Raw genomic sequence first — 25,978 nt, 5'->3', positions numbered from 1 at the left:
CTCCCGCGAGCCGGTTTGCTTCAGATGTAAAGGTCTCTCTCCACACGAGGGGAGTCTCCGCGAGTCCCTTTGCGACCATCTTTGCGGAAGCCCTCAGCCCGCGCCGATCAGCGGGATCGCCTCGTCCCGCTCGTACAGATACAGCAGGCACCGCAGCGCCTCGCCGCGCTCGCCCTTCAACTTCGGATCATCCTTGAGGATGCGCAGCGCCTCGTCTCTCGCCTGGGTAATGAGCTGGCCGTGGACTTCGGAGCGCGCGATGCGGTAGCCGGGCAGGCCGCTCTGGCGCACGCCAAGCACGTCGCCTTCGCCGCGAAGCTTCAGATCTTCCTCGGCGATGCGAAAACCGTCGGTGGTCTCCCGGATCACCTTCAGCCGCGCCTTCGACATCTCGCCGAGCGGCTCGGAGTAGAGCAGCAGGCAGGTCGAAGCTTCCGAGCCGCGGCCGATGCGGCCGCGCAGCTGGTGCAGCTGGGCCAGGCCGAACCGTTCGGCGTTCTCGATCACCATGATGGTCGCGGCCGGCACGTCGACGCCGACCTCGACCACGGTGGTCGCGACCAGAAGGCCGATCTCGTGGGCGGCGAACTGGCCCATCACGCGGTCCTTCTCGGCGCCCTTCATCTGGCCGTGGACGAGGCCGACGCGCTCGCCGAACCGCTTCTGCAGGCTCTCGAAACGCTTCGTCGCGTTGGTGAGGTGCTCGGTGCCCTCCGCCTCGGATTCCTCGACGAGGGGGCAGATCCAGTAGACCAGCTTGCCCGCCTGCAGCGCGCGGCCGATGCTGTCCGTGACCTCGGCGAGGCGGCTGATCGAGATGGTGCGGGTCTCGATCGGCTGGCGGCCGGCGGGCTTTTCGCGGAGCTCCGAAATGTCCATGTCGCCGAAATAGGTCAGCACCAGCGTGCGCGGGATCGGCGTCGCGCTCAGCACCAGCACGTCGACGGCCTCGCCCTTGGACGTCAGCGCGAGCCGTTCGCGCACGCCAAAACGGTGCTGCTCGTCGACGATGGCGAGGGCAAGATCGTGGAAGATCACGTCGTCCTGGATCAGCGCGTGGGTGCCGACCAGGAGGTCGATCTCGCCGGCTTCGAGCTGCGCCAGCAATTCACGCCGCTCCTTGCCCTTTTCGCGGCCGGTGAGGATCGCAACCCGCATGCCGGCGCGCTCCGCGAGGGGGGCGATGGTCTTGATGTGCTGGCGCGCCAGGATTTCGGTCGGTGCCATCAGCGCGGCCTGCTTGCCGACCTCCGTGACGGCTGCGGCCGCGAGCAGCGCCACCACGGTCTTGCCCGAGCCGACGTCGCCCTGGAGCAGGCGCAACATGCGCACGGGCTGCTGTAGGTCGCTCGCGATCGCCGCGGTGGCGTCGCGCTGGGAGGACGTCAACGCATAGGGCAGGGCGTCGATGATCTTGCTGCGCAAATGCCCATCACCGGCATTGCGCACGCCGGCTGGGCGGCGCAGTTGCGCGCGGATCAGGGCGAGCGCGAGCTGGCCGGCCAGGAGCTCGTCAAAGGCGAGTCGCGACCAGAACGGCTGATCGGGCAGGATGTCCGTCAGCTCGACCGGCTGGTGCACGCGGTTGAGCGCTTCCGCGATCGGCGGGAAACTGCAGCGCCGCATCACCTCCGGGCTGATCCATTCCGGCAACGAGGGCAGCTTCTGCAGCGCCTGCGCGATCGCGCGGCGGAGCGAGCCGAGCGCCAGACCCTCCGTCAACGGATAGACCGGATCGATGCCGGAGAGTTTCGAGATGGCCTCCTCGTCCAGCACGCGGTCGGGATGCACCATCTGCGGGATGCCGTCGTACATCTGCAGCGTGCCGGAGACGAACCGCTTCTCGCCCACCGGCAGCAGCTTTTCGACGTAGCCCGGCTTGGCGCGGAAGAACGTCAGCACGACGTCGCCGGTGTCGTCGCTGGCATAGACCAGATAGGGCGCGCGCGCGTTGCGCGGCGGAGGTGGGCGGTGGCGGTCGACGGTGACCTCCAGCGTCACCATGGTTCCGACCGCAGCGTCGCGGATCTTCGGCCGGGCGCGGCGGTCGATGACCTGGCTCGGCAGATGCAGCAGCAAATCGACCAGCCGCGGCGTCTCGCTGCGGCTGAGCAGGTACTGCAGCAGCTTGTCCTGCTTCGGACCGACGCCGGGCAGGCTGGTCACGGGAGCAAACAGCGGATTGAGCAGGCTGGGGCGCATCAGGCGAATCTAGGATCGTTTCGGCCCGTCATGCCCGGCTTTATGGCGGGCATCCACGGCTTTTTTCGCGGCCGCGCGCGGGCGGCAGGCTTGCCAAATCGAGGGCTGACACGGCCGGTTCGAATGGCTATATCACCCCGGCCCGGCACGTCCGGGCTTTCTGCGTTTGACTGGATTTGAGACATGACGGGAACGACACGATCGAGCAGCGGGCTGGACGACCGCCGGAAGCGGCTTTTGTTCCGCTGCTGGCACCGCGGCACGCGCGAGATGGACCTGATCCTTGGCCGCTTTGCCGATGCCGAGATCGGCAATCTGTCGGACGCCGAGCTGACCGAGCTCGAGACTTTGCTCGAGGTCAACGATCCCGATCTCTATGCCGCCATCACCGGCGACAAGGTGCTGCCAGCTGCTGTCACCGGCGCGCTGTTTGCCCGCATCAAGGCCTATCCGATCGCGGACCGCGACATATGAAGCAGGGAATGAAATCTCCGGCCGAGCTGCTTGCTCCCGGCCGGGTGCTGACGCTTGCCAATGTCGCGGAAGGCGCCGAAGGCCTCGTCGTCTCCGATCTCGCCCGCGCCATCGCGGCGCGGCCGAAGAAGCCGGCCGTCAGCCTTGCCGTGGTCTGCCGCGACGGCCCGCGCATGCAGCAGCTCGAACGCGCGCTGCAGTTCTTCGCCCCCGATCTGCCGGTGCTCCAGTTCCCGGCCTGGGACTGCCAGCCCTATGACCGCGTCTCGCCGCATGGCGGGATCCTGGCGCAACGCCTGACCACGCTGGCGCGGCTCGCCTCGCTCACCGGCAGCGACAAGCCGCTGATCGTGCTGACCACGGTGAATGCGGTGGTGCAGCGCGTGCCCGCGCGCGAGCTCGTCGCGGCGCAGGCGCTGTCGGTCGCGCCCGGCAACGTGGTGCCGATGGACACCATCGTCGCCTGGCTGGAACACAACGGTTACAATCGGTCCTCGACCGTGCGTGAGCCCGGTGAATACGCCGTGCGCGGCGGCATCCTCGATCTGTTTCCGGCCGGCCTCGAGCAGCCGGTGCGCTTCGACTTCTTCGGCGACAGCCTGGAATCGATCCGCTCCTTCGACGCCGAGACCCAGCGCACGCTGCTCGATATGCGCTCGCTCGACCTGGTGCCGATCTCGGAATTCCAGCTCGTCACCGACACCATCCGCCGTTTCCGCATGGGCTATGTCGCCGAGTTCGGCGCGCCCGAGCGCGACGATGCGCTGTACGAGGCCGTCAGCGAAGGCCGCCGCCATCCCGGCATGGAGCACTGGCTGCCGCTGTTCCAGGACCGGATGGACACGCTGTTCGACTATCTGCAAGGCGCGGCCGTCGCCATCGAGCCGCAGGCCGAGGACGCCATCCGCGAGCGCTTCAAGCAGATCCAGGACTATTACGAGGCGCGCCGCGATGCGATGGAGCATCCCGGTGGCGGCGCCATCTACAAGCCGCTGCCGCCGGACCGGCTCTATCTGACCGGCGAGGAATGGACCAGGCGCGAGAGCGACATGCCGCTGCTGCGGTTGACGCAGTTCTCGGTTCCTGCCGACGGGACCAGCGTCATCGACGCCGGTGCCCGTAAGGGCCGCGACTTCGCGCCGGAACGCAACGACACCACGGTCAACGTGTTCGAGTCCGTCGTCAGCCATGTCATGGCGCTGCACGCCCAGCGCAAGAAGGTCGTGATCGCGCTCTGGAGCGAGGGCTCACGCGACCGCATGACTTCGATGCTGCGTGACCACAAGCTCGCCCACACCATCAGCGTCAACAGCTGGCGGACGGTGCAGGCGACCCCGCGCAACGAGACCATGCTGGCCGTGCTCGGCTTAGAGGCCGGTTTCGAGACCGACGAGATCGCGCTCATCAGCGAGCAGGACATCCTTGGCGATCGCCTGGTGCGGCCGCGCAAGGCCAGCCGGAAGCTCGACAATTTCATCTCGGAGATCACGAGCCTTGCCGCGGGCGACATCGTCGTCCACGTCGACCATGGCATCGGCCGCTTCGTCGGCCTCCAGACCCTCGACGTCGCCGGCGCGCCGCACGACTGTCTCGAGCTGCATTATGCCGCCGAGACAAAGCTGTTCCTGCCCGTCGAGAACATCGAGCTGCTGTCGCGCTACGGCTCCGACCAGACCACGGTCGAACTCGATCGTCTCGGCGGCGGCGGCTGGCAGACCCGAAAAGCAAAACTCAAGAACCGCATCCGCGAGATCGCGGGCGAGCTGATCAAGATTGCCGCCGCGCGCCATTTGCACGAGGCGCCCAAGCTGCCGGTGCAGCCGGGCCTGTACGACGAGTTCTGCGCGCGCTTCCCCTATGACGAGACCGAGGACCAGTTAGGGGCGATCGAATCCACCCTGAAGGATCTCGAGCTCGGCCGTCCCATGGACCGGCTGATCTGCGGCGACGTCGGCTTCGGCAAGACCGAGGTGGCGTTGCGCGCTGCCTTTGCCGTCGCGCTCGAAGGCAAGCAGGTTGCGGTCGTGGTGCCGACCACGCTGCTCGCGCGCCAGCACGCAAGGACCTTCACCGAGCGCTTCAAGGGCTTTCCGGTGAACGTGGCGCAGGCTTCGCGCCTGGTCGCGACCAAGGAGCTCAATTTGGTCAAGAAGGGCATCGCCGACGGTTCGGTCGACATCGTCGTCGGCACCCACGCGTTGCTCGGCAAGGCGATCAAGTTCCGCGATCTCGGCCTCGTCATCGTCGACGAGGAGCAGCACTTTGGCGTCACGCACAAGGAGCGGTTGAAGGCGCTGCGCGCCGAGGTGCACGTGCTGACGCTGTCGGCGACGCCGATCCCGCGCACGCTGCAGCTGGCGCTGACCGGCGTGCGCGAGCTTTCGATCATCGCATCGCCTCCGGTGGACCGCCTCGCGGTCCGCACCTTCGTCGCCCCGCACGATCCCTTGATGATCCGCGAGGCGCTGCTGCGCGAGCGTTACCGCGGCGGCCAGGCGTTCTACGTGGTGCCGCGCATCGACGACCTCGCCGAGGTCAAGGATTTCCTCGACAAGAACGTGCCGGAGATGAAGGTCGCGGTCGCGCACGGGCAGATGCCGCCCGCGGTGATCGAGGACATCATGACCGCGTTCTACGACGGCAAGTTCGACATCCTGCTGTCCACCACGATCGTCGAGTCCGGCCTCGACATTCCCAATGCCAACACGCTGATCGTGCATCGCGCCGACATGTTCGGCCTGGCCCAGCTCTATCAGCTGCGCGGCCGCGTCGGCCGCTCCAAGCTGCGGGCCTATGCGCTGTTCACGCTGCCGGCGCAGCAGAAGATCACCGCGCAGGCCGAGCGCCGTCTCACCGTGCTGCAATCGCTGGAGACCTTGGGCGCGGGCTTCCAGCTCGCCTCGCACGATCTCGACATCCGCGGCGCCGGCAATCTGCTCGGCGAAGAGCAGTCCGGCCACATCAAGGAGGTCGGCTTCGAACTCTACCAGTCGATGCTGGAGGAGGCGATCGTCAACCTCAAGGCCGGCGTCTCCGAACCCGCCGCCGACCGCTGGTCGCCCTCGATCACGATCGGCATGCCCGTGCTCATTCCGGAGGACTATGTCGGCGATCTCTCGGTGCGGCTGTCGCTGTACCGGCGCCTTGCCGATCTCGACACCGAGGAGGAGATCGAGAATTTTGGCGCCGAGATGCGCGATCGCTTCGGCGTGCTGCCGGACGAGGTGCGCTACCTGTTCAAGGTCGCCGCGATCAAGGCGTTCTGCCGCCGGGCCAATGTCGGGAAGATCGATGCCGGCCCGAAGGGCGCCGTCATCGCCTTCCGCGACAATTCCTTCGCCCATCCCGACCGCCTGGTGTCATTCATCCGCAGCTATGGACAAGCCGCCAAGGTGCGGCCGGATATGAAGGTGGTGTTCCTGCAGGATTGGGAGACGCCCGAAGAGCGTCTCGCTGGCACTACCGAGATCATGCGGCAGCTCGCTCAGCTCGCGCAGAGCAAGAAGGCGGCGTGAGCAGTCATTAAGGAGCCAGAAGGGACGCTGCGAGAGCGATACGGAGGGGCGTCGAATCCGATAACGAAATGATCCCTTGCGGAATGGCCGAACAGTCCCCATGTTGTGTTCATCGAGTTTCGGCCGAACGACTTGGCCTCGCCGCTTTCAAGCGCGCCTGACTGACGACCCTCCCTCCAGATCTCGACGACACCGAACGCGCTTTTCAGCGCGGTCAAACGCTTATCTATCTTAAAGGACGTCCCCCATGACGACGGGAACTGTGAAGTGGTTTAATAGCCAAAAGGGTTTCGGATTCATTCAGCCCGACCAGGGCAGCCAGGATGTGTTCGTTCATATCAGCGCCGTTGAACGCGCCGGCATGAATACCCTCAACGAAGGGCAGAAGGTTTCATTCGAAATCGTTGCAGACCGCCGGACCGGCAAGTCTGCTGCTGAAGATCTGCGCGCCGCATAGGCTGTCGCAATCGACATGACGTTGCTTTGACCACGGATGTACTGGCAGAGCTTCGGATCTCTTGACCCGCGACCGTTCACCGGCCGCGGGTTTTTTGCACCGGTTACCGCCTGATTGCGAACGGTGGCGTTTCGCGCGAAGATACCCATATAGACTTCATGACCAATTGGCAGAAGTCGACCACGCGACAAGCACCCAAGACCAAGGCAGAGCTCCGCCTGATGCTGACCGAAGCGGTCCGCAATACGCAACCGAGCCTCGAGTCAGAGCGAAGATCGAAAGCCAGGAAGATCGCGGCTGGGACGGCTCGCGCCGATCCAGCGTCCGGGGTCGCCTTACCGGTTCGCTGAGCCGCGAGAAGGAGCAGCATGCGCAAGCTTCCCCAGCCCACCGAGCAAGAGCTTCGGGAGGGCCCTCAGGCGGTGTCCTTCCAGATCGCGAACGGGAACACGCGGCAGAGCTGTATTCTTCAAACAAATTTCCCGACCAAGGCGCAGGCGCAGAGATACCTTCTGGCGAACTGGCCGGCCGTCGAGAAGATGGCGCGCGACGCTCTCGCGATGGGGACCGTCGAGGACGGCCAGATCAAGCTCATGATGGTTTGAGCGATCGAGCCGTGCCGGCGGATGCTACGATGCCGCCCGCGACGCATCCGCCGACAGCCGCCCCAGCAACGATCTTGCCGTATCCGACGGCGACAGCGAATCCACGCTGACGACGGGCTCGCTGCGCATCTCGTGCTTGCCGTTGGAGGTGTGCCGCATCACCGCCGAGAGGCGGCGGGCGATCATGTGGGCGGTGCGGAAGTCGGTTTCCGCGAACACGACGATGACCGAGCCGTCCTTCTGCGCCGCGCCAAAATCCATCTGCCGCATCAGCCGGCTGAGGATCCGCGCAGCATCGAGCTGGGCGCGGGAATTGCCGGGGTCGAAGGCGAACCGCGCGACCGACAAACCGCCGCCGCGGGCCAGCGTCTGCTCGACCGCCTTGGCAAAATCGCGGGCGAAGGCTTCGACCGTGAGCAGGCCGCTGCGCGGATCGAGCCAGCCGCCGGCATCGATCGAGCGCAGCGTACGGCTCAATTGTGCTTCCATCGCATGCTGGCGGATCAGGGGCAGCGCATTGGCCGCGACCTTCGCCGGCTCGCCCGGGATCAGCTCGAGATTGGGCAGGTCGTAGGTCTGTGTCAGCTGGTGCGCGGTGACGACGACGGGCAGGCTGCGGAAGCGGGTGTCCTCGGCGAGCACCGTGAGAAAGGCGTCGGTGACGCGCGCGGTAAAACCTTCGGCGAGCACGACGCCGTCGAGGTCGCGGGTGTTGAGGTGTTTCGCGGCGGCTTCGATCGAGAGCGCGCCGACCACGCCGGCGCGTTCGCCGAGCGCGACGGAGAGCGCGGGATAGGCCGAGCCCCGGCCGATCAGGAGCACGGTGGCATCGCGGGCGGGATCGCCTTCCGGCAGCGCGACCTTCACTTCCGGCAGCCGGCGCAGCACCGTGGCATGCAGGGTGCGCACGCGCAAAGCGGCGCGAAGGCGCGCGATCAGGCGGTCGGAATTACCGCCGCGCGAGGAGAAGGGCAGGGCGTTGGGGGGCAGCGTGCCTGAAGCATCGAGGGCCACGAAAGGAAGGTAGAGCGACTGGTCGGCGATCTTCTTGGCGAGCGGCGCGATATGCGGCTCGTGACCGCCGGACATCTGGGCGAGAACCACGGCCGGCTGGACCTGCTCGACCGCGCGGGCTGCGCTGGCCCAGTCGGTGTCGACGACGGGAAAGAGCCGGGCCTCGTCCAGCGCCGCAATGAAGGGCGGCCGCTCGGCATTGGACACAAACAGGATCGGGCCCGCCTGGGACATTCGACAAACTCTGATCACGCGACAGATGCCGCGCAATCTAGTTTGGCCGCCTTAATGCAGCGTCAACGGAGGCGGCGAAACTGTGCCTAGCCGGGGCCGGAACGGTCGCGAAAAGCTTCGACCATCAGGGGGTTAAGCCCGAGCTCGCTGAGCGCCTCGCGGGCCCGGGTATTGTCCTGGGCGCGTCCGGCCAGGCGGTGGCCGGAAAGCCGGTCGGGCAGCGCGGTGAGCAGGGCGCCCTGGCCGAGCCGGCGAGCCCATTCCTGAAGGTCGTTGGAGAGGAAGCGGTAGCCGCCGACGGCCATGATGCCGGAGGGGGGCGCGGTGATGCAGATCGCGCCGCTCGGACGGTCGAGCCGGGCGGCATAGCCGGTGTCGACATAATCGCGCGGGGGGTGCGCGATCAGCGTGTCGCCGACCGGCTGCGGCGGGGCATAGGCGGCGATCGGCACCATCGCGCCGCGCAGGCCGAGCGTGCCCTTCGGCGTCAGCAGGATCTCGCCGGCAATAGAGGAGCCGGATTGCTCGCGCGGGGCGCCATGCGGCCCGGGCATCACCGCAACGGGCATGCCGTCCTCGCCGCGGCGGGCGCCGAACAGCCCGGCCTCGCCGAACAGGTAGACGTCGGTCAGCGGCGCATGCGGCGCGATCCAGGCATCGCTCGCCGCCACCTGCTCGGGCGCGCGCCACAGGCCGATGACGTTGCGCAAGGTCGGCATCCGCGCCGCCAGATCGGCATCGCCGAGCCGCAAGGCAAGCTGCGCCGGCGCGATCAGCACCTCGCATTCATGCTCGTTGATCTGCTGCTCCAGCACCTCGTTCTCGAACGGATGATGCAGCGCCAGCGCGCCGCCGGAGAGCAGCCACACCGCGAGCGAGGAGGCGAGCCCTGCGAACGACATCGGCGCGAACGCCGCCATCACGGTCGCGCCCTGCCTGATGTCGGCTTCCAGCGACATCGCAAGCCCGCCGGCGATCAGGCTGAAATGCGGCCGCGGCACCGGGCGAAAGCCTTCGGCCGTGACGTCGAAGGAGATCATCGCCGCCTTGCGGCCGTCCTGGATCACGGCGCGCGTGGTGCCGGGCGGGCGGGCCAGCACATCGTCGAGCGAAGCCATTCCTTCGGGCAGATCGGTGCCGAAGCCGCAGACGTGACGGATCGAGAAGGCTTCGGCGGCCGCATGCATCGCCAGATCGGCATAGCTGACGCCGTCGACCGTGCTCATGGTGACGATGGCGCGCGCCGCGGTGCGGTTCAGCGCCGCGGTCAGTTCCGCGTGCCGCCAGAGCAGCGGCAGCACCGCGACGACGAGGCCGGCGCGATGGGCCGCGAGCACGGTGAGCACGAACTCGACCGTGGCAGGCAATTGGATCGCGATGACGGAATTGGCCGGCAGGCCTGATTCGACGAAATAGGCCGACAGCGCCTCGATAGCCGTGTCGGCTTCGGCATAGGTCATCCGCCGCGGCTGGTGCCCGGTCACGCGGGCCTTGTTGAGGGGATCGAGCAGGGCGGGCGCGTGCGGCTGCCGGATCAGCGTGCGCTGAAACAACGTGTCGAGCGTCGGCGATACGGCTGGCTGGTTCACGGCGTCACTTTGCTTGATGAGCTTGCGGCTGCCCCTTCGACCACCAGGTCTCCGGCAAATAGCCTGAGAGCGAGGTGGCCTTGGGCCGTTCTATCCGATTCCAGCGCGCGATCCATTGCTCGGATACGTTAAACAGGGGGATAGTGTAGAAGCCCGCGATCAGAGCGCGGTCGAGCGCCCGCACCGACGAGACGAAATCCGTATGTTCACGGGCCTCGAGCAGGGCGGCGATCATGGCATCGACGGCGCCATCCCTGGCGCCCATGTAGTTGCGGGTACCCGGATTGTCCGCGGCCGCGCTGCCCCAGTAGAAATATTGCTCGTTGCCGGGCGACAGCGACTGGTCCCAGCGGTTCTGGATCATGTCGAATTCGTAAGCGAGCCGGCGCTGATCGAACTGCACGGGATCGACCGTTCGCACGCTCGGCTCGATGCCGGCGCGCTTGAGGTCGCGCTGGAAGGCGAGCGCGATGCGTTCCTGGTCGCGGGTCGTGACCAGGATCTCGAAGGCGAAGGGCGCCTTGGTCTTGCGATTGCGCAGCACGGTGCCGTCGAGCTCGTAGCCGGCGTCCGACAACAGCTTCAGCGCCGCGCGCAGCGTGGTCCGGTCGCGTCCCGATCCGTCGGTCACCGGCAGGCGGTAGCTGCCGTCCATGACATCGGGCCGAATTTGCGCGGCGAAGGGTTTGAGCAGCTCGCGCTCGCGCGCGTCCGCGGGCCGGCCATAGGCCGACAGGTCGGAGCCGGCGAAATAGCCGGCAACGCGCGAATAAAGCCCGAAAAAGTAATTGCGGTTGACCAGCTCGAAATCGAACAGAAGCGTCAGCGCCTGGCGGACGCGGATGTCGGCGAAGATCGGACGGCGGGTGTTGAACACCAGGAATTCGGAAGGCTGCGGCAGGCCCGGCTTGACGCTGTCGCGGATCACTTCGCCGCTTTTGGCGGCTGGAAAATCGTAGCCGTCGTGCCAGCGCAGCGGCTCGTGCTCGACGCGGAAATCATAGAGGCCGCGCTTGAAGGCTTCGAACTGGCCGTTGGCCTCGCGAAAATAGTCGAGCCGGATCTCGTCGAAATTGTAGAGCCCGCGGTTGATGGGCAGGTCGCGGCCCCAATAATCGGGATTGCGGGTGAGCGTCACGCTGGCCCCGGGCTTCACCGCCGTGACGCGATAGGGGCCGGAGCCGATCGGACTCGTCAGCGTCGTCTCCTCGAAGGTCGCGACGTCGACGGCTTGCTTCGACAGGATCGGCATCAGGCCGAGGATGAGCGGCAGCTCGCGGTCGTTCGCGCCCGCGAGGTCGAAGCGGACGGTGAGGGGATCGGGCGCCTCGGCCTTGGCAACCTTGGCATAGTATTGCCGAAGGTTCGGACGACCGCGGTCGCGCAGGAGCTGCCAGGAGAACAGCACGTCTTCGGCCGTGACCTGCTTGCCGTCGGAAAAACGGGCGCGCGGATCGAGACGGAACGTGACGAAGCTCCGCTCGTCGTCGGTTTCGACGCTCCTGGCGAGCAGGCCATAGAGCGTGAATGCCTCGTCATTGCCGCGCGCGAGCAGGCTCTCGACCACGTAGCCCCGCATCTGCTGCACGGCTAATCCCCTCACGATGAAGGGATTGAGGCTGTCGAAGGTGCCCAGAATGCCCCAGATCAAGCGGCCGCCCTTGGGGGCATCGGGATTGACATAGGGCATGCGGGTGAACTCGGCCGGCATGGCCGGCTTGCCGTGCATGGCGATGGCGTGGGCTTCCTCGGCCTGCGCGCTGCCAGCGGACAGCCCACCCGCGAGCACAGAGGCCAGGACGCAAAGGCGGAGACCGGGGCCCTCGAAAAGGCGCAGGAACTTGAACATCGGCACACGTTGATTCGAGGACCGGCTAGCCTTGAATCCTATCACAGGGAATTTCACCGGGCGCAGCTGCGGATGTGGCCAAAGACGGTTGTCGGCATTGATCTTTTCGTCGGCCACGTTAAGAAGGCGGGCAATCGCGCAAGAGCGCCGAGCCCGTCACTTATCTGCCTCATTTGACGGGAAGAGAGCCGCGCCCAAGGCGGCCTGGTTCGGCGCTTCGGAGCGGTTCGGGCACTTCCCGTTCAGAAAGGGTTTTCCGCAATGAATTTCCGTTACTTGGCCGCGTCCGTCCGGCCGCGTGGGCGACTTCTCGCCCTGTTGACGGCGACGGCGTTGGCCGTTCCGTTTGCCGCCGAGGCCCAGACCCCGGCGCCGGCCCCGGCCCCGGGTGCGCCTAAGGCGGCTCCGGCCCCGAAAGCGGCTCCCAAGGCCGCCCCGAAGGCTCCGGCACCGGCCGCTCAGGCCCCCGCGCAGCAGGCTCCCGCCCAGGGCGCTCCGGCGCAGCAGGGCGCGGCTCAGCCGGCCGACCAGCAGATCCAGCTGATCTACGCCCCCTGGACCAAGTTCTGCCTGAAGGGCCAGGATGCCAACGCCAAGCAGGTCTGCTTCACCGGCAAGGACGGCCGCATCGAATCGGGCCAGCCGGTCATCGCCGCCGTCATCATCGAGCCGGAAGGCGAGCCCAAGAAGATCCTGCGCGTGACGCTGCCGCTCGGCATGCAGCTCGTGCACGGCACCCGCATCATCGTGGACAGCAACGCGCCGCTGCAGCAGCCCTATGTGATCTGCTTCCAGAACGGCTGCATGTCCGACTACGAGGCGACGCCCGAGCTCATCAACAGCATGAAGAAGGGCCAGAATCTCGTTGTCCAGGCGATCAACGCCAACGGCGCGCCGCTGACCCTGCCGCTGCCGCTCGCTGGCGAATTCCAGAAGGCCTATGACGGTCCGCCGACCGATCCGAAGGTGTTCGAGGAAAACCAGAAGAAGCTCCAGGAAGAGCTTCAGAAGAAGGCTGACGAGCAGCGCAAGAAGCTCGAGCAGAGCGGTGCTGCCCCTGGCGCCGCTCCGGCCGGCCAGAAGTAATCGGGCGTCAGACGTCCAGACATGAAGAAGGCGCTCATCTCGAGCGCCTTTTTTGTTGGCTGGTTGCTGGTGAAGAAGACCTAGTTCAGCGACGGATTGCGCGGACGATAGCCGCCGGCCTTGTCCTTGATGAAGATCTCGGCAACCTGGGAATGCCGGACCGGCTCGCCGGAATCGTCGGGCAGAAGGTTCTGCTCGGAGACATAGGCGACGTATTCCGATTCCGCGTTCTCAGCGAGCAGGTGGTAGAACGGCTGGTCCTTGTGGGGCCGCACCTCCTCGGGGATCGACAGCCACCACTCTTCGGTGTTGTTGAATTCCGGATCGATGTCGAAGATCACGCCCCGGAACGAGAAGATCCGGTGGCGCACGACCTGTCCGATCTGGAATTTGGCGGTCCGCGCTTTAATCATTCCCCGTCGATAGACCAGGATTGTGGCCGATGCTAGTGGCCTCATCTGGAATTAACGTTCACTTCAGGGGCAGATAGCCCCCAAGTCTTCAGAAAACACTTCATCAATGGTCGATATCCTCAATCTGGCGCTACCTTATTTTGGCTTGATCTTCGTCGGTTTTGCCTGCGGCAAGGTCAAGTCCCTGCCGGAATCGGGCCTCGCCTGGATGAACTTCTTCCTGCTCTACGTGTCGCTGCCGGCGCTGCTGTTTGCGATCATGTCGAAGACGCCGTTTGCGGAATTGAACAACCCGCCGTTCCTGGTGGCGACCACGCTCTCCACCGTCGCCGCGTTCACACTGGCACTGGTCGTGGGCAAGGTTTTCGGCCGGCTGACATTGCGTGAGGCGACGCTCGCAGGCCTCTCCGGCGGCTACGGCAATATCGGCTATATGGGGCCCGGGCTGGCGCTCGCCGTGCTCGGGACCAAGGCGGCGGCGCCGACCGCGCTGATCTTCTGCTGCGACAGCATCTTCCTGTTCACGATCGTGCCGCTCCTGATCGAGCTGTCCGACCGCGACCATCCCTCGATCATGCACGCCTTCGGCGTCGTGCTGAAGCAGATCGTGCTCAACCCGCTGATCATGTCGGCCTGCTTTGGCGCCGCGGTCGCGGCGCTGCATATCGAGATGCCGGTCGCGCTCGACCGCACCATCACCTTCCTCCAGAACGCAGCCGCGCCGACCGCGCTGTTCGTGCTCGGCGTGACCGTGGCGCTCCGTCCGTTCGACCGGGTGCCGTGGGAAGTGCCGGGCGTGATCGCGATCAAGCTCCTGATCCACCCGCTGGCGGCGTTCGGCCTGATGCTGGCGTTCGGCCCCTTCGCGCAGCCCTGGGCTGCGACCGCCGTGCTGATGGCCTCGCTGCCACCGGCGCTGAACGTGTTCGTGATCGCCCGGCAGAACGATGCCTGGATCGAATCGGCGTCCGTCGCGGTGCTGCTCGGCACCTTCGCGTCCGTGGTCACGTTGACCAGCGTGATGTGGCTGCTTCAGAGCGGACGGCTGGTGTTTCCGTGAGCGGTTTTGGAGCTTCGCCGTTTCCGCAAGGACGCTGCGCTCCCTCTCCCGCTTGCGGGGGAGGGTTGGGGTGGGGGCTCTCTCCGCGTTGGGACTGTCTGAAATCCGCGGAGAACGTCTTTACGCGGAGAGAGCCCCCACCCGGCGCTACGCGCCGACCTCCCCCGCAAGCGGGAGAGGTTGCACCGAGCCAGCGGCCAATTCGTTCAACCTAACGCAGCTACCTTCGCCAGGTCGGCGTCAGGCCCTCGCGCATGGCAAAGCGCCGGAGCGGGCCGATGGCGCCGAGCAGGTGCATGCCGACGGCGCGGACCGGCTGGAGCGGCAGGAAATCGTTGAGCAGCGAGCGGTTGGCGATGTCGATCGCAAAGGTGCGGCTCAAAACGTCCGGACGCCGCGCGCGGTCGTAGCGCTTGAGCACGTCGGGCGCGCCGGGATCCTGGCCGGCTGCGATGACCTCGCCCGCCAGCCTGGCAATATCGGCTGCATCGCGCAGGCCGAGATTGAGGCCCTGGGCGCCGATCGGGGGAACCACATGGGCAGCTTCCCCGACCAGCGCGATGCGGTCGCGGCCGAAGGATTTCGGACGTTCGATCGCCAGCGGGAACAGGTTGCGGCCGGGCTCGACCGTCATGCGTCCGAGGATCGAATGCGACTGTTTCTCGATCGCGGCCGACAGCTCGGCATCGCTGAGGCCGCGGAGCCGTTCGGCCTCCGCAGGCGCCGAGACCCAGACGATGCTGGAGCGGTCGCCGGGCAGGGGCACGAACACGCAGGGTCCATGCGGTGTGTGGAACTCGGTCGAGACGTTGCGATGCGGCCGCGTGTGGCCGACGTTGAAGGTCAGCGCGGTCTGCGTCAGCTCGCGCCGCGTCACCGCGATGCCGGCAGCTTCGCGGCACAGCGAATGCCGGCCGTCGGCGCCGACCACCAGGCGGGCCGAGAGAAACTGCGCGGAGGCCGTGCGGACCGCGACGTCGTCGGCTTCGATGACGACGCTTTCGGCCTCGTCGTCGAAACGGACGAGATTGGGCAGCTCAGCCGCACGCTCTTCCAGAGCCAGCATCAGCGAGCGGTTGTCGATATTGTAGCCGAAGGCGTCGAGCGCGATTTCGTGACAGGAGAACCGGACCTCGGGGCTGCGGAACAGCCGGCCGGTGTCATCGACGAGGCGCATGGTTTCGAGCGCAGCCGCCTTGCCCTTGCAGCGCGACCAGACGTCGAGCGTTTCCAGCAGATCAACGGAGGCACCAAGCAGCGCGGTGGTGCGATTGTCGGCATAGGGTACGCGCCGCGCCACCAGCGCTGTCCGCGCACCCGCCTGCGCCAGTGCGATGGCCGCCGCAAGTCCGGCCGGTCCACCGCCGATCACGGCGGCGTCATGAAGTGTCGATGCGTCTGTCATGGAACGACAAATGACACGCCCGGCGGCAAATTCAAGCCCACTGATTTTGCCTGATTTTTCGACGAATTGTGCGGGCGGGCGGCGCCATGGCGGATGTGCAAAGCGGCCTCATTCTGATAGCAGGGGCCATGGACAGCCAAGAGGATTCCCTGAAGCCCACGCCCGCGATCCGCGCCGCGGCGTTCTCGGTGCACATCTTCACCGCGTTCGGCGCGGCGATCGCGCTATTGGCGATGCTGGAGGCCGTGCGCGAGCATTGGGCGGCGATGTTTCAGTGGCTGGGCGTCGCCCTGATCATCGACGCGATCGACGGTCCGATCGCGCGCCGGCTCGACGTCAAGAACGTGCAGCCGAACTGGTCGGGCGACGTGCTCGATCTCGTGGTCGACTTCGTCACCTATGTCTTCGTGCCGGCCTACGCGATCGTCGCCAGCGGCCTGCTGCTGCCGGTCGCGGCTCCCTTGCTCGGCATCGCCATCATCGTCACCAGCGCATTATATTTCGCCGATCTGCGCATGAAGGCGGACGACAATCATTTCCGCGGCTTCCCGGCGTTGTGGAATGCGGCGGCGTTCTATCTGTTCCTGCTGCACTGGCCGCCGCTGTGGTCGACGCTGCTGGTGGCCGCGCTCGTCGTGCTGACCTTCGTGCCGTTCCACGTGCTGCATCCGGTCCGCGTCGTGCGGCTGCGCTGGCTGACGATGTCGCTGATCGGGATCTGGGCGCTGCTTGCCCTCTACGTGCTGGAGATGGATTTCCGCGTCGGCGCCGGCGTCACCATCGCACTCTGCGCGATCGCGCTCTGGATCAGCTTCAGCGATGCGCTGATACGACTGGCAAGATCCTTCGCATGATGCATCTGTTGACCAGTCCCGAAGCCTGGGCCGCGCTGCTCACCCTGACCGCGCTAGAGATCGTGCTCGGCATCGACAACGTCATCTTCCTGTCGGTGATCGTCTCGCGCATCCCCCAGCAGCAGGCGGACCGCGCCCGCAAGATCGGGCTCGCTCTCGCGCTGATCTTCCGCATCATCCTGCTCAGCGTCCTGGTCTGGCTGATCGGCCTGACCGCGCCGGTGTTTTCATTCAAGGGTTCGGACTTCTCCTGGCGCGACCTCATCCTGATCGGCGGCGGCCTGTTCCTGATCGCGAAGGCGACGCACGAGATCCACGCCGAGGTCGAGGCCGATGACGGCGAAGGCGATCAGAAATCCGGGGGCAGCGCCTTCTTCTGGGTAATCGTCCAGATCATCGTCATCGACATCGTGTTCTCGCTGGATTCGATCATCACCGCGATCGGCATGGCTGAGGATATCGAGATCATGATCGCGGCGGTCGTGATCGCCTGCCTGATCATGTACATTTCGTCGGGCCCGGTGTCGCGCTTCGTCGCGGAGCATCCGACCACGAAAATGCTGGCGCTGGCCTTCCTGGTGCTGATCGGCGTCGCGCTGGTCGCGGACGGATTCCAATTCCACATTCCGCGCGGCTACATCTATTTTGCAATTGCGTTCTCGGCGGCGGTCGAATTCTTCAACGTGCTGGCCAAGCGCAACCGCAGGAAGACCACCAAGCCGTCGGTTTAGGCGTTCCAGCTACATCGAGTTGACAAGGCGGGCGCGATGTCTTTCGTTGGCCTATGAGAAGAGGAGGTCAGGTGATGACCAAAGCGGTCCGTGTGCACAAGGTCGGAGGCCCCGAAGCCCTGGTCTACGAGAGCGTCGATGTCCCGGCGCCCGGCCCCGGCGAGGTGCGCATCCGCCAGCATGCGGTCGGCCTGAACTTCATCGACGTCTACTACCGTACCGGTCTCTACAAGGCGCCGGGGCTGCCCTTCATTGCCGGCAACGAGGCCTCGGGCGAGGTCATCGCGGTCGGGCCGGGCGTCACGAATTTCCATCCCGGCGACCGCGTCGCCTATTACTACAATCTCGGCGCCTATACCGGCGAGCGCAACATCCCCTGGGAGAAGCTGGTCAAGCTGCCCGATCACATCACCCACGAGCAGGGCGCCGTGCTGATGCTCAAGGGCCTGACCGTCTGGTATCTCCTGCACAAGACCTTCAAGGTCGAGCCGCATCACCGCGTGCTGATCCATGCCGCCGCCGGCGGCATCGGCCTTTTGGCCTGCCAATGGGCGAGGGCGCTCGGAGCCCACGTCATCGGCACGGTCGGCTCGCGCGAAAAGGCCGAGCTCGCCGAGGCCAATGGCTGCGATCACGTCATCCTCTACAACGAGGAGGACTTCGTCGCGCGCGTCAAGCAGATCAGCCGCAACGAAGGCTGCGACGTCGTCTATGACGGCGTCGGCAAGGCGACCTTCCCGGGCTCGCTGTCCTGCCTGAAGCCGCGCGGCATGTTCGTTTCCTTCGGCAACGCCTCCGGCCCGGTGCCGCCGTTCTCGATCGCCGAGCTCAACAATCACGGCTCGCTGTTTGCGACGCGGCCGAAGCTCAACGACTACGTCGGCACGCGCAAGGAGCTGCTCGAAGGCGCCGACACGCTGTTCGCCGCTGTCATCAACGGCAAGCTGCACGTGCCGATCAACCACGCCTACGCGCTGAAGGATGCCGCCAAGGCGCATATCGACCTCGAAAGCCGCAAGACCACGGGCGCGTCGATCTTGAAGCCGTAGTTCTCGTGTCCCGGACCAGCCGCAACGCCTGAAGCGTTGCGGCGCAGAGCCGGGACCCAGATGCAACACGCTCTGCGGGGAGATTGGCCCCGGCTCAGCAGCGCACCGTCGAAGAGACGCTGCGCTGCGTCCGGGGCACGAGACTGCTCCTACGCCACCCGCCGTGCCGCGCCGGCCTTGGTTAGAATCCCGTCGAGACAATCGATCATCTCGGCGATCTCTGCCTTCGCGACGTTCAGCGCCGGCATGAAGCGCAGGGTGTCGAGCTGTGGTGCGTTGAGGAGCACGCCGGCTTCGAACGCTTGCGCGACGATGCCGGGCGCGATCGGCAGCTTGAGGTCGAGCGCGAGCAGCAGCCCGCGTCCCCGCACGCCGCCGAGCCCGTGCCGGGCCGAGACCTTCTGCAGCTCGCTTTCGAGCAGCAAGCCGGTCTCGGCGACCTGTTTCAGGAAATCCGGCTTGCTGACCTCCTCGAGCACCGCGAGCCCCGCCGCGCACATGATCGGGTTGCCGTTGAACGTGCCGCCCTGGTCGCCGTGCTCGAAGCAGGAGGTATGTTCGGTGGCAAGCAAGGCGGCGAGCGGCACGCCGCCGCCGATGCCCTTGCCGAGCGTCATGATGTCGGGCGCAATCCCGGTGTGCTCGTAGTGGAAGAGTTTTCCGGTCCGGCCCATGCCGGTCTGGATCTCGTCGAAAATGAGCAGCAAGCCGTGGGCTTTGGTCAGCGCGCGCAACGCTTGCAGGAACTGATCGGTCGCTGGCCACACGCCTGATTCACCCTGGATCGGCTCGAGCATCACCGCGACGGTGTTGTCGTTGATCAGCTTCTCGACCGAGGCGATGTCGTTGAGCTTCGCCTTCTTGAAGCCCGCGACTTTCGGCTCGAACAGCGGTTCGAACGCCTTCTTGCCCGAGGCCGACATCGTCGCCAGCGTTCGGCCGTGAAAGCCGCCTTCGAAGCTGATGATCTCGAACGCGCCGCCCTTGTGCAGGCTGCCATATTTGCGCGCGAGCTTGATCGCACCCTCGTTGGCTTCCGCGCCGGAATTGGCAAAGAACACCTGGTCGAAGGCGCTGTTCGCGACCAGGGCTTGCGCCAGATTGAGGCTCGGCTCGTTGTAGAAGGCCGGGCTCGGCGTCAGCAGCCGCTTCGCCTGCGAAGCGAGGGCATCGGCGATCGCAGGCGGCGAGTGGCCGAGGCAGTTCACGGCCCAGCCCTGCACGAAATCGAGATAGCGCTTGCGGCCATCGTCCCAGAGGTAGGAGCCCGCGCCGCGGACGAACACGGCCTTGGGCCGTGCGGTGATGTCCATCAGCGCGTCATACGGATGCGTGGTCATGTCGAACTCCTCTGGGGTGGGTGGAAAACGGGCGCAAAAAGCAGAAAGGCCGCACCTTGCGGGTGCGGCCTTCTCGAAAACTTCAGCTGAATTCAGTGGTTCAGCGGCGTCGTCGGACATGGCGCACCCTCTCATCGTCGCGGGAGCGACGACGGAGCATTTCGGTGCGCAGGTGGGTCCGGGAATTGATCATGGGGCGGGTCCGTACAGCCGAATGGCAGGGCTTGTCAAGCTGCTGTTTTGCAAGACACCCGCCTGGCGTGCAGCGATCAGGTCAGATGCGCAGCTTCCTCGGTGTCGTCGTCGCCCCAGTCCGCACTCGCAATCGACGTGTCGATCAGCTCGCCGCGCAGCAGCTTGAGCGGCGATGACCAGTACAGCGCGATGTTGTGGAAGGGGTCGGTCAGCACCTTGAAGACCCACACGAGGCCAGTCGTGAGGTCGCGGGTGACGAAGAGCTGGATCATGCGAATGAGGCCGCCGCCGATGCCGATCGCGAGCCAGAGTGCGCCGACATGACGGACGAAATCGAGACGCGTGGTGGGCGGATCGAACAGACCGAACAGGGCAGGGAACGCGTACAGCGCGACCGGCGCGCTACCCCAGACCAGCAGCAGGATGATCTTGCGGCTCTGGTTATATCCGACCTTGACCGCTTCCTTGTAGTCGTTGCTGACGTCGTTGACGGCGTCGTAGCCATTCGGCTCGAAGAAGAAATGCCCGGTCTGCCGCGTCAGCATCGCCAGCCAGCCGACGATGCCGGCAAGCGCGGGGTCTGCGAACAGCAGCGCATAGCAGCCGAGGAAGATCGCGGCGCTGATCAGGTGCAGCGTCTGGTTGACGGTGCTCTGGTGGTAGAAGCGGTAATCGTCGAAGCGCTGCGTGCGCAGCATGTCCGAGAGACGGCTCATCAAGAAATCCTCGCTCGCGTTGAAGGCGCGGCAGAGTTAGGCCGAGTCCGTGACCCCTGCGTGAATGCATTATAGTGTCACATTGCCGGCGCGCGGCGCTGCGGTGCGGCTTACTCGACACCGTAATGCGCGAATTCGTCGACGATCCCAGCGTTGATCGCTTTCGCTGCAGCGATGTCGCGCTCGGCGCCTTCGTTGTCGCCCTTCTTCCGCTTCGCAAGCCCACGACCGTAGAGCGAGCTGTCGTACGCGGGCTTGGTGCTCAGTGCCGCGTCGTAGTCCGCAATCGCCGCGTCGAGATTGCCGAGCTTGAGGTAGGTGAGGGCGCGGCTGTCCAGCGTGTAGGGATCGTCGGGGGCCATCTTCAGGGACTGATCGCAGTCGGCCAGCGCCTCCTGCAGACGGCCGAGGATCGCGCGCGTCATGCAGCGCGAATTGAATGCGGCGGGATAGTTCGCATTGGCCTTGATCGACCGGTCGTAATCCTCCAGCGCCAGCGCATAATCGTGCGCATCGAAATACATATTCGCGCGCGCATAGAAATCGCGGTCGTTGTTCGGGCTGAGCTGCAGCGACTTGGCGAAGTCGGCCAGCGCGCGGACCCGGTCGCCGCGATCGCGGTAGACGCGTGCGCGGTTGCCGTAAGCCGGGCCGTAGTTCGGGTTGAACTGGATCGACAGATCGAGATCCGCAAGCCCGCGCTCGTCCTCGCCGTGGTTGCGATAAGCGGTGCCGCGGTTGAAGTAGGCCAGCGCGAATTTCGGGTCGAGCTTGATGGCCTGATCATAGTCGGCGATCGCGCGCTCGTAGTCGTTCTTGTCGATGAAGGAGTTGCCGCGGTTGTTGTAGTAGAGCGGGTCGCGGGCGTTCAGCCGGATGGCGCGCGTGTAGTCGGCGATGGCCTGATCTTTCTCGCCGAGATCGTCATGGGCAATCCCCCTGTTGTACCAGAGGTCGGGATGTCTGGGATTGAGCTCGATCGCACGGTTGAAGTCCGCCAGCGCACGCACGGCGTCGCCCTTTCGCCGAAGCATCTCGCCGCGATTGGCGAGCGCATGGACGTCGTTGGGATTGGCCTTGAGCACGGCCGTGCAACCCTCGATGCGCTGCTCCTCGCTGCCCGCGTCGTCGTCCTCGTAGCACCATTGGCGCAGCTGTGCGGCTGACGGGGATCGCGCCGCGGCGGGGGCGGACAGCGCGAGCAGGGCCATCGTGAGGCCGATTGCCGACAGCTTGAACCAAATTCCCGATGTCTCGTGGTATTTCATTTGCGTACCGCGTCGAAACCATTGCGCCTCTAGCGCGTTTGTGATCGAACAACGCGACTTGGTTCGAACCGGACGCAACTCGGCTCAGACCAAGAGGGACGGGACCAACCAGACAGATTTCAGCCTTGTCCGATACGCCTTATCCCATTGATCTCGACAGCATTCGCGGCGCGTTTCCGCCGGGCATCGAAGCGCCTCCGCTGCTGGTCGACTTTGCCACCTGGCTCAACGGGCGGCCCTGGGGCAGCGTCGGCTGCTTCTCGCTGCAGGGCCAGTTCTCAGATCACGCGCCAATTACCGACGGTAGTCCCTTGCGGGACAGGTTTTCGCTGTTCATGCGGCTGCCGGACGGCTCGGCCGTCGGCGGCTGGTACGGCGCCGGTCTCGACCGCGACAATCCGCCGATCGTGGGACTGGGATCGGAGGGCGACTACGAGCTGCTGGCGCCGAGCCTCGACGGCCTGCTCGCCAAACTGACGTCGCAACAATTCAACAATGCCTGGAGCGATCTCAAGCCGCATGACGAGGTCGAGCCGCAGACGGTCGAGCTTGCGCAGTGGCTGGCTGGACGGCCGCTCGGCGAGCCAGCGACGCCCGACGACAATTCGTCGGAGCTGCCCGACTTCCGCGGCTTCATGGAAAAATGGAGCCGGGATCGCGAAGACTACTGGGCCAATCACCGCCTGATGGCCGAGCTCGGCTGGCGGCTGGCCGCTCACCTGCCGAAGGGCAAGAAGCCCTGGGACCGGACGAGATTCGAGATTGCGATCGTCGGCAAGCAATATGAGGCGCGCGTGCTCTCGCACGGACCACGGCCGTTCGATGAAGCCGCGTCGATCGAATCCCTGCTGCGCGACCTGCGCGAGGAGATGCGCCGCGCCCAGCCCGAGCTTGGCCTGTGGTACACGATGAATTTTGGGCTCTATGCCGACGGCCGCGTCATGCCGAATTTCGAGTACGATGTGCGCCCGACCATCGACGGCGAGCCGGCGACCTTGTCCGAAGCGCAGGCTGATCTCGCCCGCGCCCCGCGCCCGGAGCGCTGGGTGCCGAAATGGCTGACGACCTCCTGAAGCCTCGGAATTCCGCGACGCTGCCGCCCAGCCGGCGCCCCCAAATCTTCTGTTGTGGCGCCATCTTGACCTCGCGGGGACGGCACCTTCGATCCCTCTTGACTTAGAGCGCGCTCGAAGGGGTATCTGTACGTGCGTCAGTACGAGAACGGGCACACATGAAGATCGGTGACCTCGCAAGACGAACCGGCTTGTCGACTCACACGCTGCGTTATTACGAGCGCATCGGGCTGCTGCCATACGCAGACCGGGATCGCTCCGGCCAGCGTGACTTTGACGCATCGATTCTCACATGGATCGCATTCCTCGGTCGGCTCAAGACCACGGGAATGCCGATCCGGGACATGTTGCGTTATGCGGCGCTTCGTGACGAAGGCGAAGCCACTGGGCCAGCCCGGCGGCAGCTGCTGGAAGTCCACCGGGAACAGGTTCGCACGCAGATTGCCGAACTCCAGGAATGCCTGCTCGTCCTTGATACCAAGATCGCCGGCTATGCCGGCGACGAACAGAGGACGAAGGAAAATGACGCACGCCCAAACACAAGCCGAAAGCCGCTTCGATCGCGGCCAGCGGGCCCTGTCACGCATTGACGGCAGAGCCGGCGAAAAGGTCGTCGCCTCACTCGCCGACATCGCTCCGGATTTCGCACGATACGTGATCGAGTTTCCCTTCGGCGACATTTACAGCCGCGAGGGCCTCGGCCTGCGCGATCGAGAGATCGCGACGATCGCCGCGCTGACGGCGCTCGGAAATGCCGCGCCTCAGCTCAAAGTGCATATCGAGGCGGGTCTGAACGTCGGGCTGTCTCGCGACGAGATCGTGGAGATCATCATGCAGATGGCCGTCTATGCTGGCTTCCCGGCGGCGGTGAACGGCCTGTTCGCAGCCAAGGAGGTGTTTTCCGCGCATGACGGACGGCAGGCGTCGGGAGAAGCGACATGACGAACTTGCGTGGGCACCGCGCCCGGAGCGCCGGGTGCCGAAATGGCTGGCCTGACAGCATCCGCATCGTCATTGCGAGCGCAGCGAGCCCGAATGTGAGCCCTCATCCTGAGGTGCGAGGCATGGGACGCAGCGCGCCCCGTGGGGAGTCTCGAAGGACGACGGTGATGGAGCTATCATCATCGCTACGCTCGCAACGACGGACAGCCTCAGAACCCCGCGACGCTGCCGTGTAGATCGTACTGATCGGCGCGCTCGATCTTGGCGGTGACGATCTCGCCGACGCGCAAGGGACGGCGGCTCGTCAGGTAGACCGCGCCGTCGATCTCCGGCGCATCGGCCTTGGAGCGGCCCTTGGCCACGGTCGGGCCGACCTCGTCGATGATGATCTGCTGGCGCGTGCCGACCTTGCGCTTCAGCCGGCGCGCGGAGATCTTCTGCTGCCGGGCCATCAGCGCGTTGTAGCGCTCCTGCTTGACCTCTTCCGGCACCGGGTTCTCGATCGCGTTCGATGTCGCGCCTGCAACCGGCTCGTATTTGAAGCAGCCGAGGCGATCGATCTCGGCCTCGTCGAGCCAGTCGAGCAGATAGGCGAAATCGGCATCGGTCTCGCCGGGGAAGCCGACGATGAAAGTCGAGCGCAAAGCGAGATCGGGGCACTCTTCGCGCCAGCGCTTGATCCGCGCCAGCGTCTTGTCCTGCGCCGCCGGGCGCTTCATTGCCTTCAGCACTTCGGGGCTCGCATGCTGGAACGGGATGTCGAGATAGGGCAGCACCTTGCCCTCGTTCATCAACGCGATGACCTCGTCGACATGCGGGTAGGGGTAGACATATTGCAGCCGGACCCACGCTCCAAGCTCGCCGAGCTCGCGCGCGAGATCGAGGAATTTGGCGCGGACCTGACGTTCCTTCCACGGGCTCTCGGCATATTTCAGATCGACGCCGTAAGCCGAGGTGTCCTGCGAGATCACCAGCAATTCCTTGACGCCGGCGCCGACCAAGCGCTCGGCTTCGCGCAGCACGTCATTGGCCGGGCGCGAGACGAGGTCGCCGCGCAGCTTCGGGATGATGCAGAAGGTGCAGCGGTTGTTGCAGCCCTCGGAAATCTTCAGGTACGCGTAGTGCCGCGGCGTCAGCTTGATGCCCTGCGGCGGCACCAGGTCCACGTGCGGATCGTGGGCCGGCGGCAGCGCGCGGTGCACGGCGTCGAGCACGCTCTCATATTGCTGCGGGCCGGTGATGGAGAGCACGCCGGGATAGGCCTGCTCGATCTGCTCGGGTTCCGCGCCCATGCAGCCGGTCACGATCACCTTGCCGTTCTCGGCCATGGCCTCGCCGATCGCCGAGAGCGATTCCTGCTTGGCGCTGTCGAGGAAGCCGCAGGTGTTGACGATGACGATGTCGGCCCCGTCATGCTTGCGGGCGAGCTCGTAGCCCTCCGCGCGCAGGCGCGTGATGATGCGCTCGGAATCCACCAATGCCTTGGGACAACCGAGTGATGTGAATGAAATACGGGGCGCTCTGTCCATGTAATCGCCTGGAGCCTAGATCGGAATTGTCTGGATTTGCTATCCAACTAATTGAACCGATGGCGAAATTCAATCACTAACCTATGCGGTGCGATGCTAAAGCGATACTCGCGCGTATATGACGTGATCGGCCAGTCACAAGGGAGGTCTGGACTGACTGAGGGCTGCTGATGCGGGAAGCCGGTTCCGATCGTGTGAGTGGAGGAACCGAGATGAATTGCTCCAACGTGCACGTTTTAGTTGTTGTTTTCTTTCTTGCTTGATTCCACGGAGCTAAACTGCGATGCGCCGTTTCATCTTCGGCATGGCTTTCGTTACCGCTTCCTGCGGCGCGATGTTTCCGGTACGGGCTGAAGTCGACAAGATCCTCCATGTCTG

General features: G+C 65.4%; 22 protein-coding genes. 12 read left to right on the top strand and 10 right to left on the bottom strand.

The window, feature by feature from the left end; translation table 11 throughout:
* Positions 1-93: 93 nt before the first annotated feature.
* Complete coding sequence (recG, locus tag AABA84_RS16185) at positions 94-2,202, bottom strand: ATP-dependent DNA helicase RecG (protein ID WP_338308122.1); 2,109 nt, start codon at positions 2,200-2,202, stop codon at positions 94-96.
* A gap of 183 nt (positions 2,203-2,385) precedes the next feature.
* Between recG and AABA84_RS16180 the strand changes: the two genes are divergently transcribed.
* The 4 genes from AABA84_RS16180 (at position 2,386) to AABA84_RS16165 (ending at position 7,253) form a co-directional block, all read left to right on the top strand.
* A complete protein-coding gene (locus AABA84_RS16180; RefSeq protein WP_338308124.1) occupies positions 2,386-2,676 on the top strand; it encodes an FAD assembly factor SdhE in 291 nt (96 codons plus the stop codon).
* Entirely contained in the window at positions 2,673-6,191 is a 3,519-nt protein-coding gene (gene mfd, locus AABA84_RS16175; protein WP_338312495.1) for a transcription-repair coupling factor, read from the top strand. The genes AABA84_RS16180 and mfd overlap by 4 nt, the downstream gene beginning before the upstream one ends.
* A 247-nt stretch (positions 6,192-6,438) precedes the next feature.
* Positions 6,439-6,648, top strand: a complete 210-nt coding sequence (locus tag AABA84_RS16170) for a cold-shock protein (protein ID WP_028144554.1) — start codon at positions 6,439-6,441, stop codon at positions 6,646-6,648.
* 368 nt (positions 6,649-7,016) lie between these two features.
* Positions 7,017-7,253, top strand: a complete 237-nt coding sequence (locus AABA84_RS16165; protein ID WP_038949101.1) for a hypothetical protein — start codon at positions 7,017-7,019, stop codon at positions 7,251-7,253.
* A 24-nt stretch (positions 7,254-7,277) separates the two neighbouring features.
* Here the strand turns inward: AABA84_RS16165 and AABA84_RS16160 are convergent, their stop codons facing one another.
* The 3 genes from AABA84_RS16160 to AABA84_RS16150 all read right to left on the bottom strand — a co-directional run bounded on the left by AABA84_RS16160 (position 7,278) and on the right by AABA84_RS16150 (position 11,939).
* On the bottom strand, positions 7,278-8,501 hold the full coding sequence (locus AABA84_RS16160; RefSeq protein ID WP_338308130.1) for a GGDEF domain-containing protein: 1,224 nt from the start codon (positions 8,499-8,501) through the stop codon (positions 7,278-7,280).
* Between the two features lie 86 nt (positions 8,502-8,587).
* Positions 8,588-10,090 (bottom strand): AMP-binding protein, encoded by a 1,503-nt coding sequence (locus AABA84_RS16155; protein ID WP_338312494.1) that lies wholly within the window; start codon positions 10,088-10,090, stop codon positions 8,588-8,590.
* Positions 10,091-10,094: 4 nt separating this feature from the next.
* A complete protein-coding gene (locus AABA84_RS16150) occupies positions 10,095-11,939 on the bottom strand; it encodes an extracellular solute-binding protein (RefSeq protein ID WP_338312493.1) in 1,845 nt (614 codons plus the stop codon).
* Positions 11,940-12,200: 261 nt separating this feature from the next.
* On the opposite strand from AABA84_RS16150, the gene AABA84_RS16145 reads away from it, so the two are divergent.
* Entirely contained in the window at positions 12,201-13,025 is an 825-nt protein-coding gene (locus AABA84_RS16145; protein WP_338312492.1) for an invasion associated locus B family protein, read from the top strand.
* Positions 13,026-13,105: 80 nt separating this feature from the next.
* On the opposite strand, the gene hspQ is transcribed toward AABA84_RS16145, so the two are convergent.
* A complete protein-coding gene (hspQ, locus tag AABA84_RS16140; protein WP_008564941.1) occupies positions 13,106-13,438 on the bottom strand; it encodes a heat shock protein HspQ in 333 nt (110 codons plus the stop codon).
* 106 nt (positions 13,439-13,544) lie between these two features.
* Here hspQ and AABA84_RS16135 point away from each other — a divergent pair, with 106 nt between their 5' ends.
* Positions 13,545-14,498, top strand: coding sequence for an AEC family transporter (locus AABA84_RS16135; protein ID WP_338312491.1), 954 nt, complete (start codon positions 13,545-13,547; stop codon positions 14,496-14,498).
* Positions 14,499-14,718: 220 nt separating this feature from the next.
* Here the strand turns inward: AABA84_RS16135 and AABA84_RS16130 are convergent, their stop codons facing one another.
* Positions 14,719-15,903 carry a UbiH/UbiF family hydroxylase gene (locus AABA84_RS16130; protein ID WP_212249486.1) on the bottom strand — a complete coding sequence of 395 codons (1,185 nt, stop codon included), beginning with the start codon at positions 15,901-15,903 and terminating at the stop codon, positions 14,719-14,721.
* A gap of 128 nt (positions 15,904-16,031) precedes the next feature.
* Here AABA84_RS16130 and pcsA point away from each other — a divergent pair, with 128 nt between their 5' ends.
* The 3 genes from pcsA to AABA84_RS16115 all read left to right on the top strand — a co-directional run bounded on the left by pcsA (position 16,032) and on the right by AABA84_RS16115 (position 18,537).
* Complete coding sequence (pcsA, locus tag AABA84_RS16125; protein ID WP_433960979.1) at positions 16,032-16,757, top strand: phosphatidylcholine synthase; 726 nt, start codon at positions 16,032-16,034, stop codon at positions 16,755-16,757.
* The gene (locus AABA84_RS16120) at positions 16,754-17,488 is read left to right on the top strand and encodes a TerC family protein (protein ID WP_038970373.1); all 735 of its coding nucleotides are present in this window, start codon (positions 16,754-16,756) and stop codon (positions 17,486-17,488) included. The genes pcsA and AABA84_RS16120 overlap by 4 nt, the downstream gene beginning before the upstream one ends.
* Positions 17,489-17,562: 74 nt before the next feature.
* Positions 17,563-18,537: a quinone oxidoreductase family protein gene (locus tag AABA84_RS16115; protein WP_135175366.1), complete on the top strand. Its 975-nt coding sequence runs from the start codon at positions 17,563-17,565 to the stop codon at positions 18,535-18,537.
* Positions 18,538-18,686: 149 nt separating this feature from the next.
* Here AABA84_RS16115 and AABA84_RS16110 read toward each other — a convergent pair whose 3' ends face one another.
* The 3 genes from AABA84_RS16110 to AABA84_RS16100 all read right to left on the bottom strand — a co-directional run bounded on the left by AABA84_RS16110 (position 18,687) and on the right by AABA84_RS16100 (position 22,056).
* The gene (locus AABA84_RS16110) at positions 18,687-19,877 is read right to left on the bottom strand and encodes an acetylornithine transaminase (protein ID WP_338312490.1); all 1,191 of its coding nucleotides are present in this window, start codon (positions 19,875-19,877) and stop codon (positions 18,687-18,689) included.
* A gap of 269 nt (positions 19,878-20,146) precedes the next feature.
* Positions 20,147-20,788 carry a hypothetical protein gene (locus AABA84_RS16105; RefSeq protein WP_338312489.1) on the bottom strand — a complete coding sequence of 214 codons (642 nt, stop codon included), beginning with the start codon at positions 20,786-20,788 and terminating at the stop codon, positions 20,147-20,149.
* A 110-nt stretch (positions 20,789-20,898) separates the two neighbouring features.
* Positions 20,899-22,056 carry a tetratricopeptide repeat protein gene (locus tag AABA84_RS16100; RefSeq protein ID WP_338312488.1) on the bottom strand — a complete coding sequence of 386 codons (1,158 nt, stop codon included), beginning with the start codon at positions 22,054-22,056 and terminating at the stop codon, positions 20,899-20,901.
* A 125-nt stretch (positions 22,057-22,181) separates the two neighbouring features.
* Here AABA84_RS16100 and AABA84_RS16095 point away from each other — a divergent pair, with 125 nt between their 5' ends.
* From AABA84_RS16095 to AABA84_RS16085, 3 genes are all read left to right on the top strand, one after another.
* Positions 22,182-23,129, top strand: coding sequence for a hypothetical protein (locus AABA84_RS16095; RefSeq protein ID WP_212249475.1), 948 nt, complete (start codon positions 22,182-22,184; stop codon positions 23,127-23,129).
* A gap of 158 nt (positions 23,130-23,287) precedes the next feature.
* On the top strand, positions 23,288-23,719 hold the full coding sequence (locus AABA84_RS16090; RefSeq protein WP_212249473.1) for a MerR family transcriptional regulator: 432 nt from the start codon (positions 23,288-23,290) through the stop codon (positions 23,717-23,719).
* Positions 23,652-24,071, top strand: coding sequence for a carboxymuconolactone decarboxylase family protein (locus AABA84_RS16085; RefSeq protein ID WP_212249715.1), 420 nt, complete (start codon positions 23,652-23,654; stop codon positions 24,069-24,071). The genes AABA84_RS16090 and AABA84_RS16085 overlap by 68 nt, the downstream gene beginning before the upstream one ends.
* A 209-nt stretch (positions 24,072-24,280) precedes the next feature.
* Here the strand turns inward: AABA84_RS16085 and rimO are convergent, their stop codons facing one another.
* Positions 24,281-25,600, bottom strand: a complete 1,320-nt coding sequence (gene rimO, locus AABA84_RS16080) for a 30S ribosomal protein S12 methylthiotransferase RimO (protein WP_212249471.1) — start codon at positions 25,598-25,600, stop codon at positions 24,281-24,283.
* Positions 25,601-25,978 lie beyond the last annotated feature (378 nt).

This window comes from Bradyrhizobium sp. TM239, assembly GCF_036247985.1.
Lineage (GTDB): Bacteria > Pseudomonadota > Alphaproteobacteria > Rhizobiales > Xanthobacteraceae > Bradyrhizobium > Bradyrhizobium ottawaense.
The sequence above is the reverse complement of the archived record's forward strand: the minus strand, read 5'-3'. Positions and strand labels throughout refer to the sequence as shown.

Bases quoted from the DNA above. Each gene is read 5' to 3' on its own strand.
- recG (WP_338308122.1), bottom strand. From the start codon at position 2,202: ATGCGCCCCAGCCTGCTCAATCCGCTGTTTGCTCCCGTGACCAGCCTG.
- AABA84_RS16180 (WP_338308124.1), top strand. From the start codon at position 2,386: ATGACGGGAACGACACGATCGAGCAGCGGGCTGGACGACCGCCGGAAG.
- mfd (WP_338312495.1), top strand. From the start codon at position 2,673: ATGAAGCAGGGAATGAAATCTCCGGCCGAGCTGCTTGCTCCCGGCCGG.
- AABA84_RS16170 (WP_028144554.1), top strand. From the start codon at position 6,439: ATGACGACGGGAACTGTGAAGTGGTTTAATAGCCAAAAGGGTTTCGGA.
- AABA84_RS16165 (WP_038949101.1), top strand. From the start codon at position 7,017: ATGCGCAAGCTTCCCCAGCCCACCGAGCAAGAGCTTCGGGAGGGCCCT.
- AABA84_RS16160 (WP_338308130.1), bottom strand. From the start codon at position 8,501: ATGTCCCAGGCGGGCCCGATCCTGTTTGTGTCCAATGCCGAGCGGCCG.
- AABA84_RS16150 (WP_338312493.1), bottom strand. From the start codon at position 11,939: ATGTTCAAGTTCCTGCGCCTTTTCGAGGGCCCCGGTCTCCGCCTTTGC.
- AABA84_RS16145 (WP_338312492.1), top strand. From the start codon at position 12,201: ATGAATTTCCGTTACTTGGCCGCGTCCGTCCGGCCGCGTGGGCGACTT.
- hspQ (WP_008564941.1), bottom strand. From the start codon at position 13,438: ATGATTAAAGCGCGGACCGCCAAATTCCAGATCGGACAGGTCGTGCGC.
- AABA84_RS16135 (WP_338312491.1), top strand. From the start codon at position 13,545: ATGGTCGATATCCTCAATCTGGCGCTACCTTATTTTGGCTTGATCTTC.
- AABA84_RS16130 (WP_212249486.1), bottom strand. From the start codon at position 15,903: ATGACAGACGCATCGACACTTCATGACGCCGCCGTGATCGGCGGTGGA.
- pcsA (WP_433960979.1), top strand. From the start codon at position 16,032: ATGGACAGCCAAGAGGATTCCCTGAAGCCCACGCCCGCGATCCGCGCC.
- AABA84_RS16120 (WP_038970373.1), top strand. From the start codon at position 16,754: ATGATGCATCTGTTGACCAGTCCCGAAGCCTGGGCCGCGCTGCTCACC.
- AABA84_RS16115 (WP_135175366.1), top strand. From the start codon at position 17,563: ATGACCAAAGCGGTCCGTGTGCACAAGGTCGGAGGCCCCGAAGCCCTG.
- AABA84_RS16110 (WP_338312490.1), bottom strand. From the start codon at position 19,877: ATGACCACGCATCCGTATGACGCGCTGATGGACATCACCGCACGGCCC.
- AABA84_RS16105 (WP_338312489.1), bottom strand. From the start codon at position 20,788: ATGAGCCGTCTCTCGGACATGCTGCGCACGCAGCGCTTCGACGATTAC.
- AABA84_RS16100 (WP_338312488.1), bottom strand. From the start codon at position 22,056: ATGAAATACCACGAGACATCGGGAATTTGGTTCAAGCTGTCGGCAATC.
- AABA84_RS16090 (WP_212249473.1), top strand. From the start codon at position 23,288: ATGAAGATCGGTGACCTCGCAAGACGAACCGGCTTGTCGACTCACACG.
- AABA84_RS16085 (WP_212249715.1), top strand. From the start codon at position 23,652: ATGACGCACGCCCAAACACAAGCCGAAAGCCGCTTCGATCGCGGCCAG.
- rimO (WP_212249471.1), bottom strand. From the start codon at position 25,600: ATGGACAGAGCGCCCCGTATTTCATTCACATCACTCGGTTGTCCCAAG.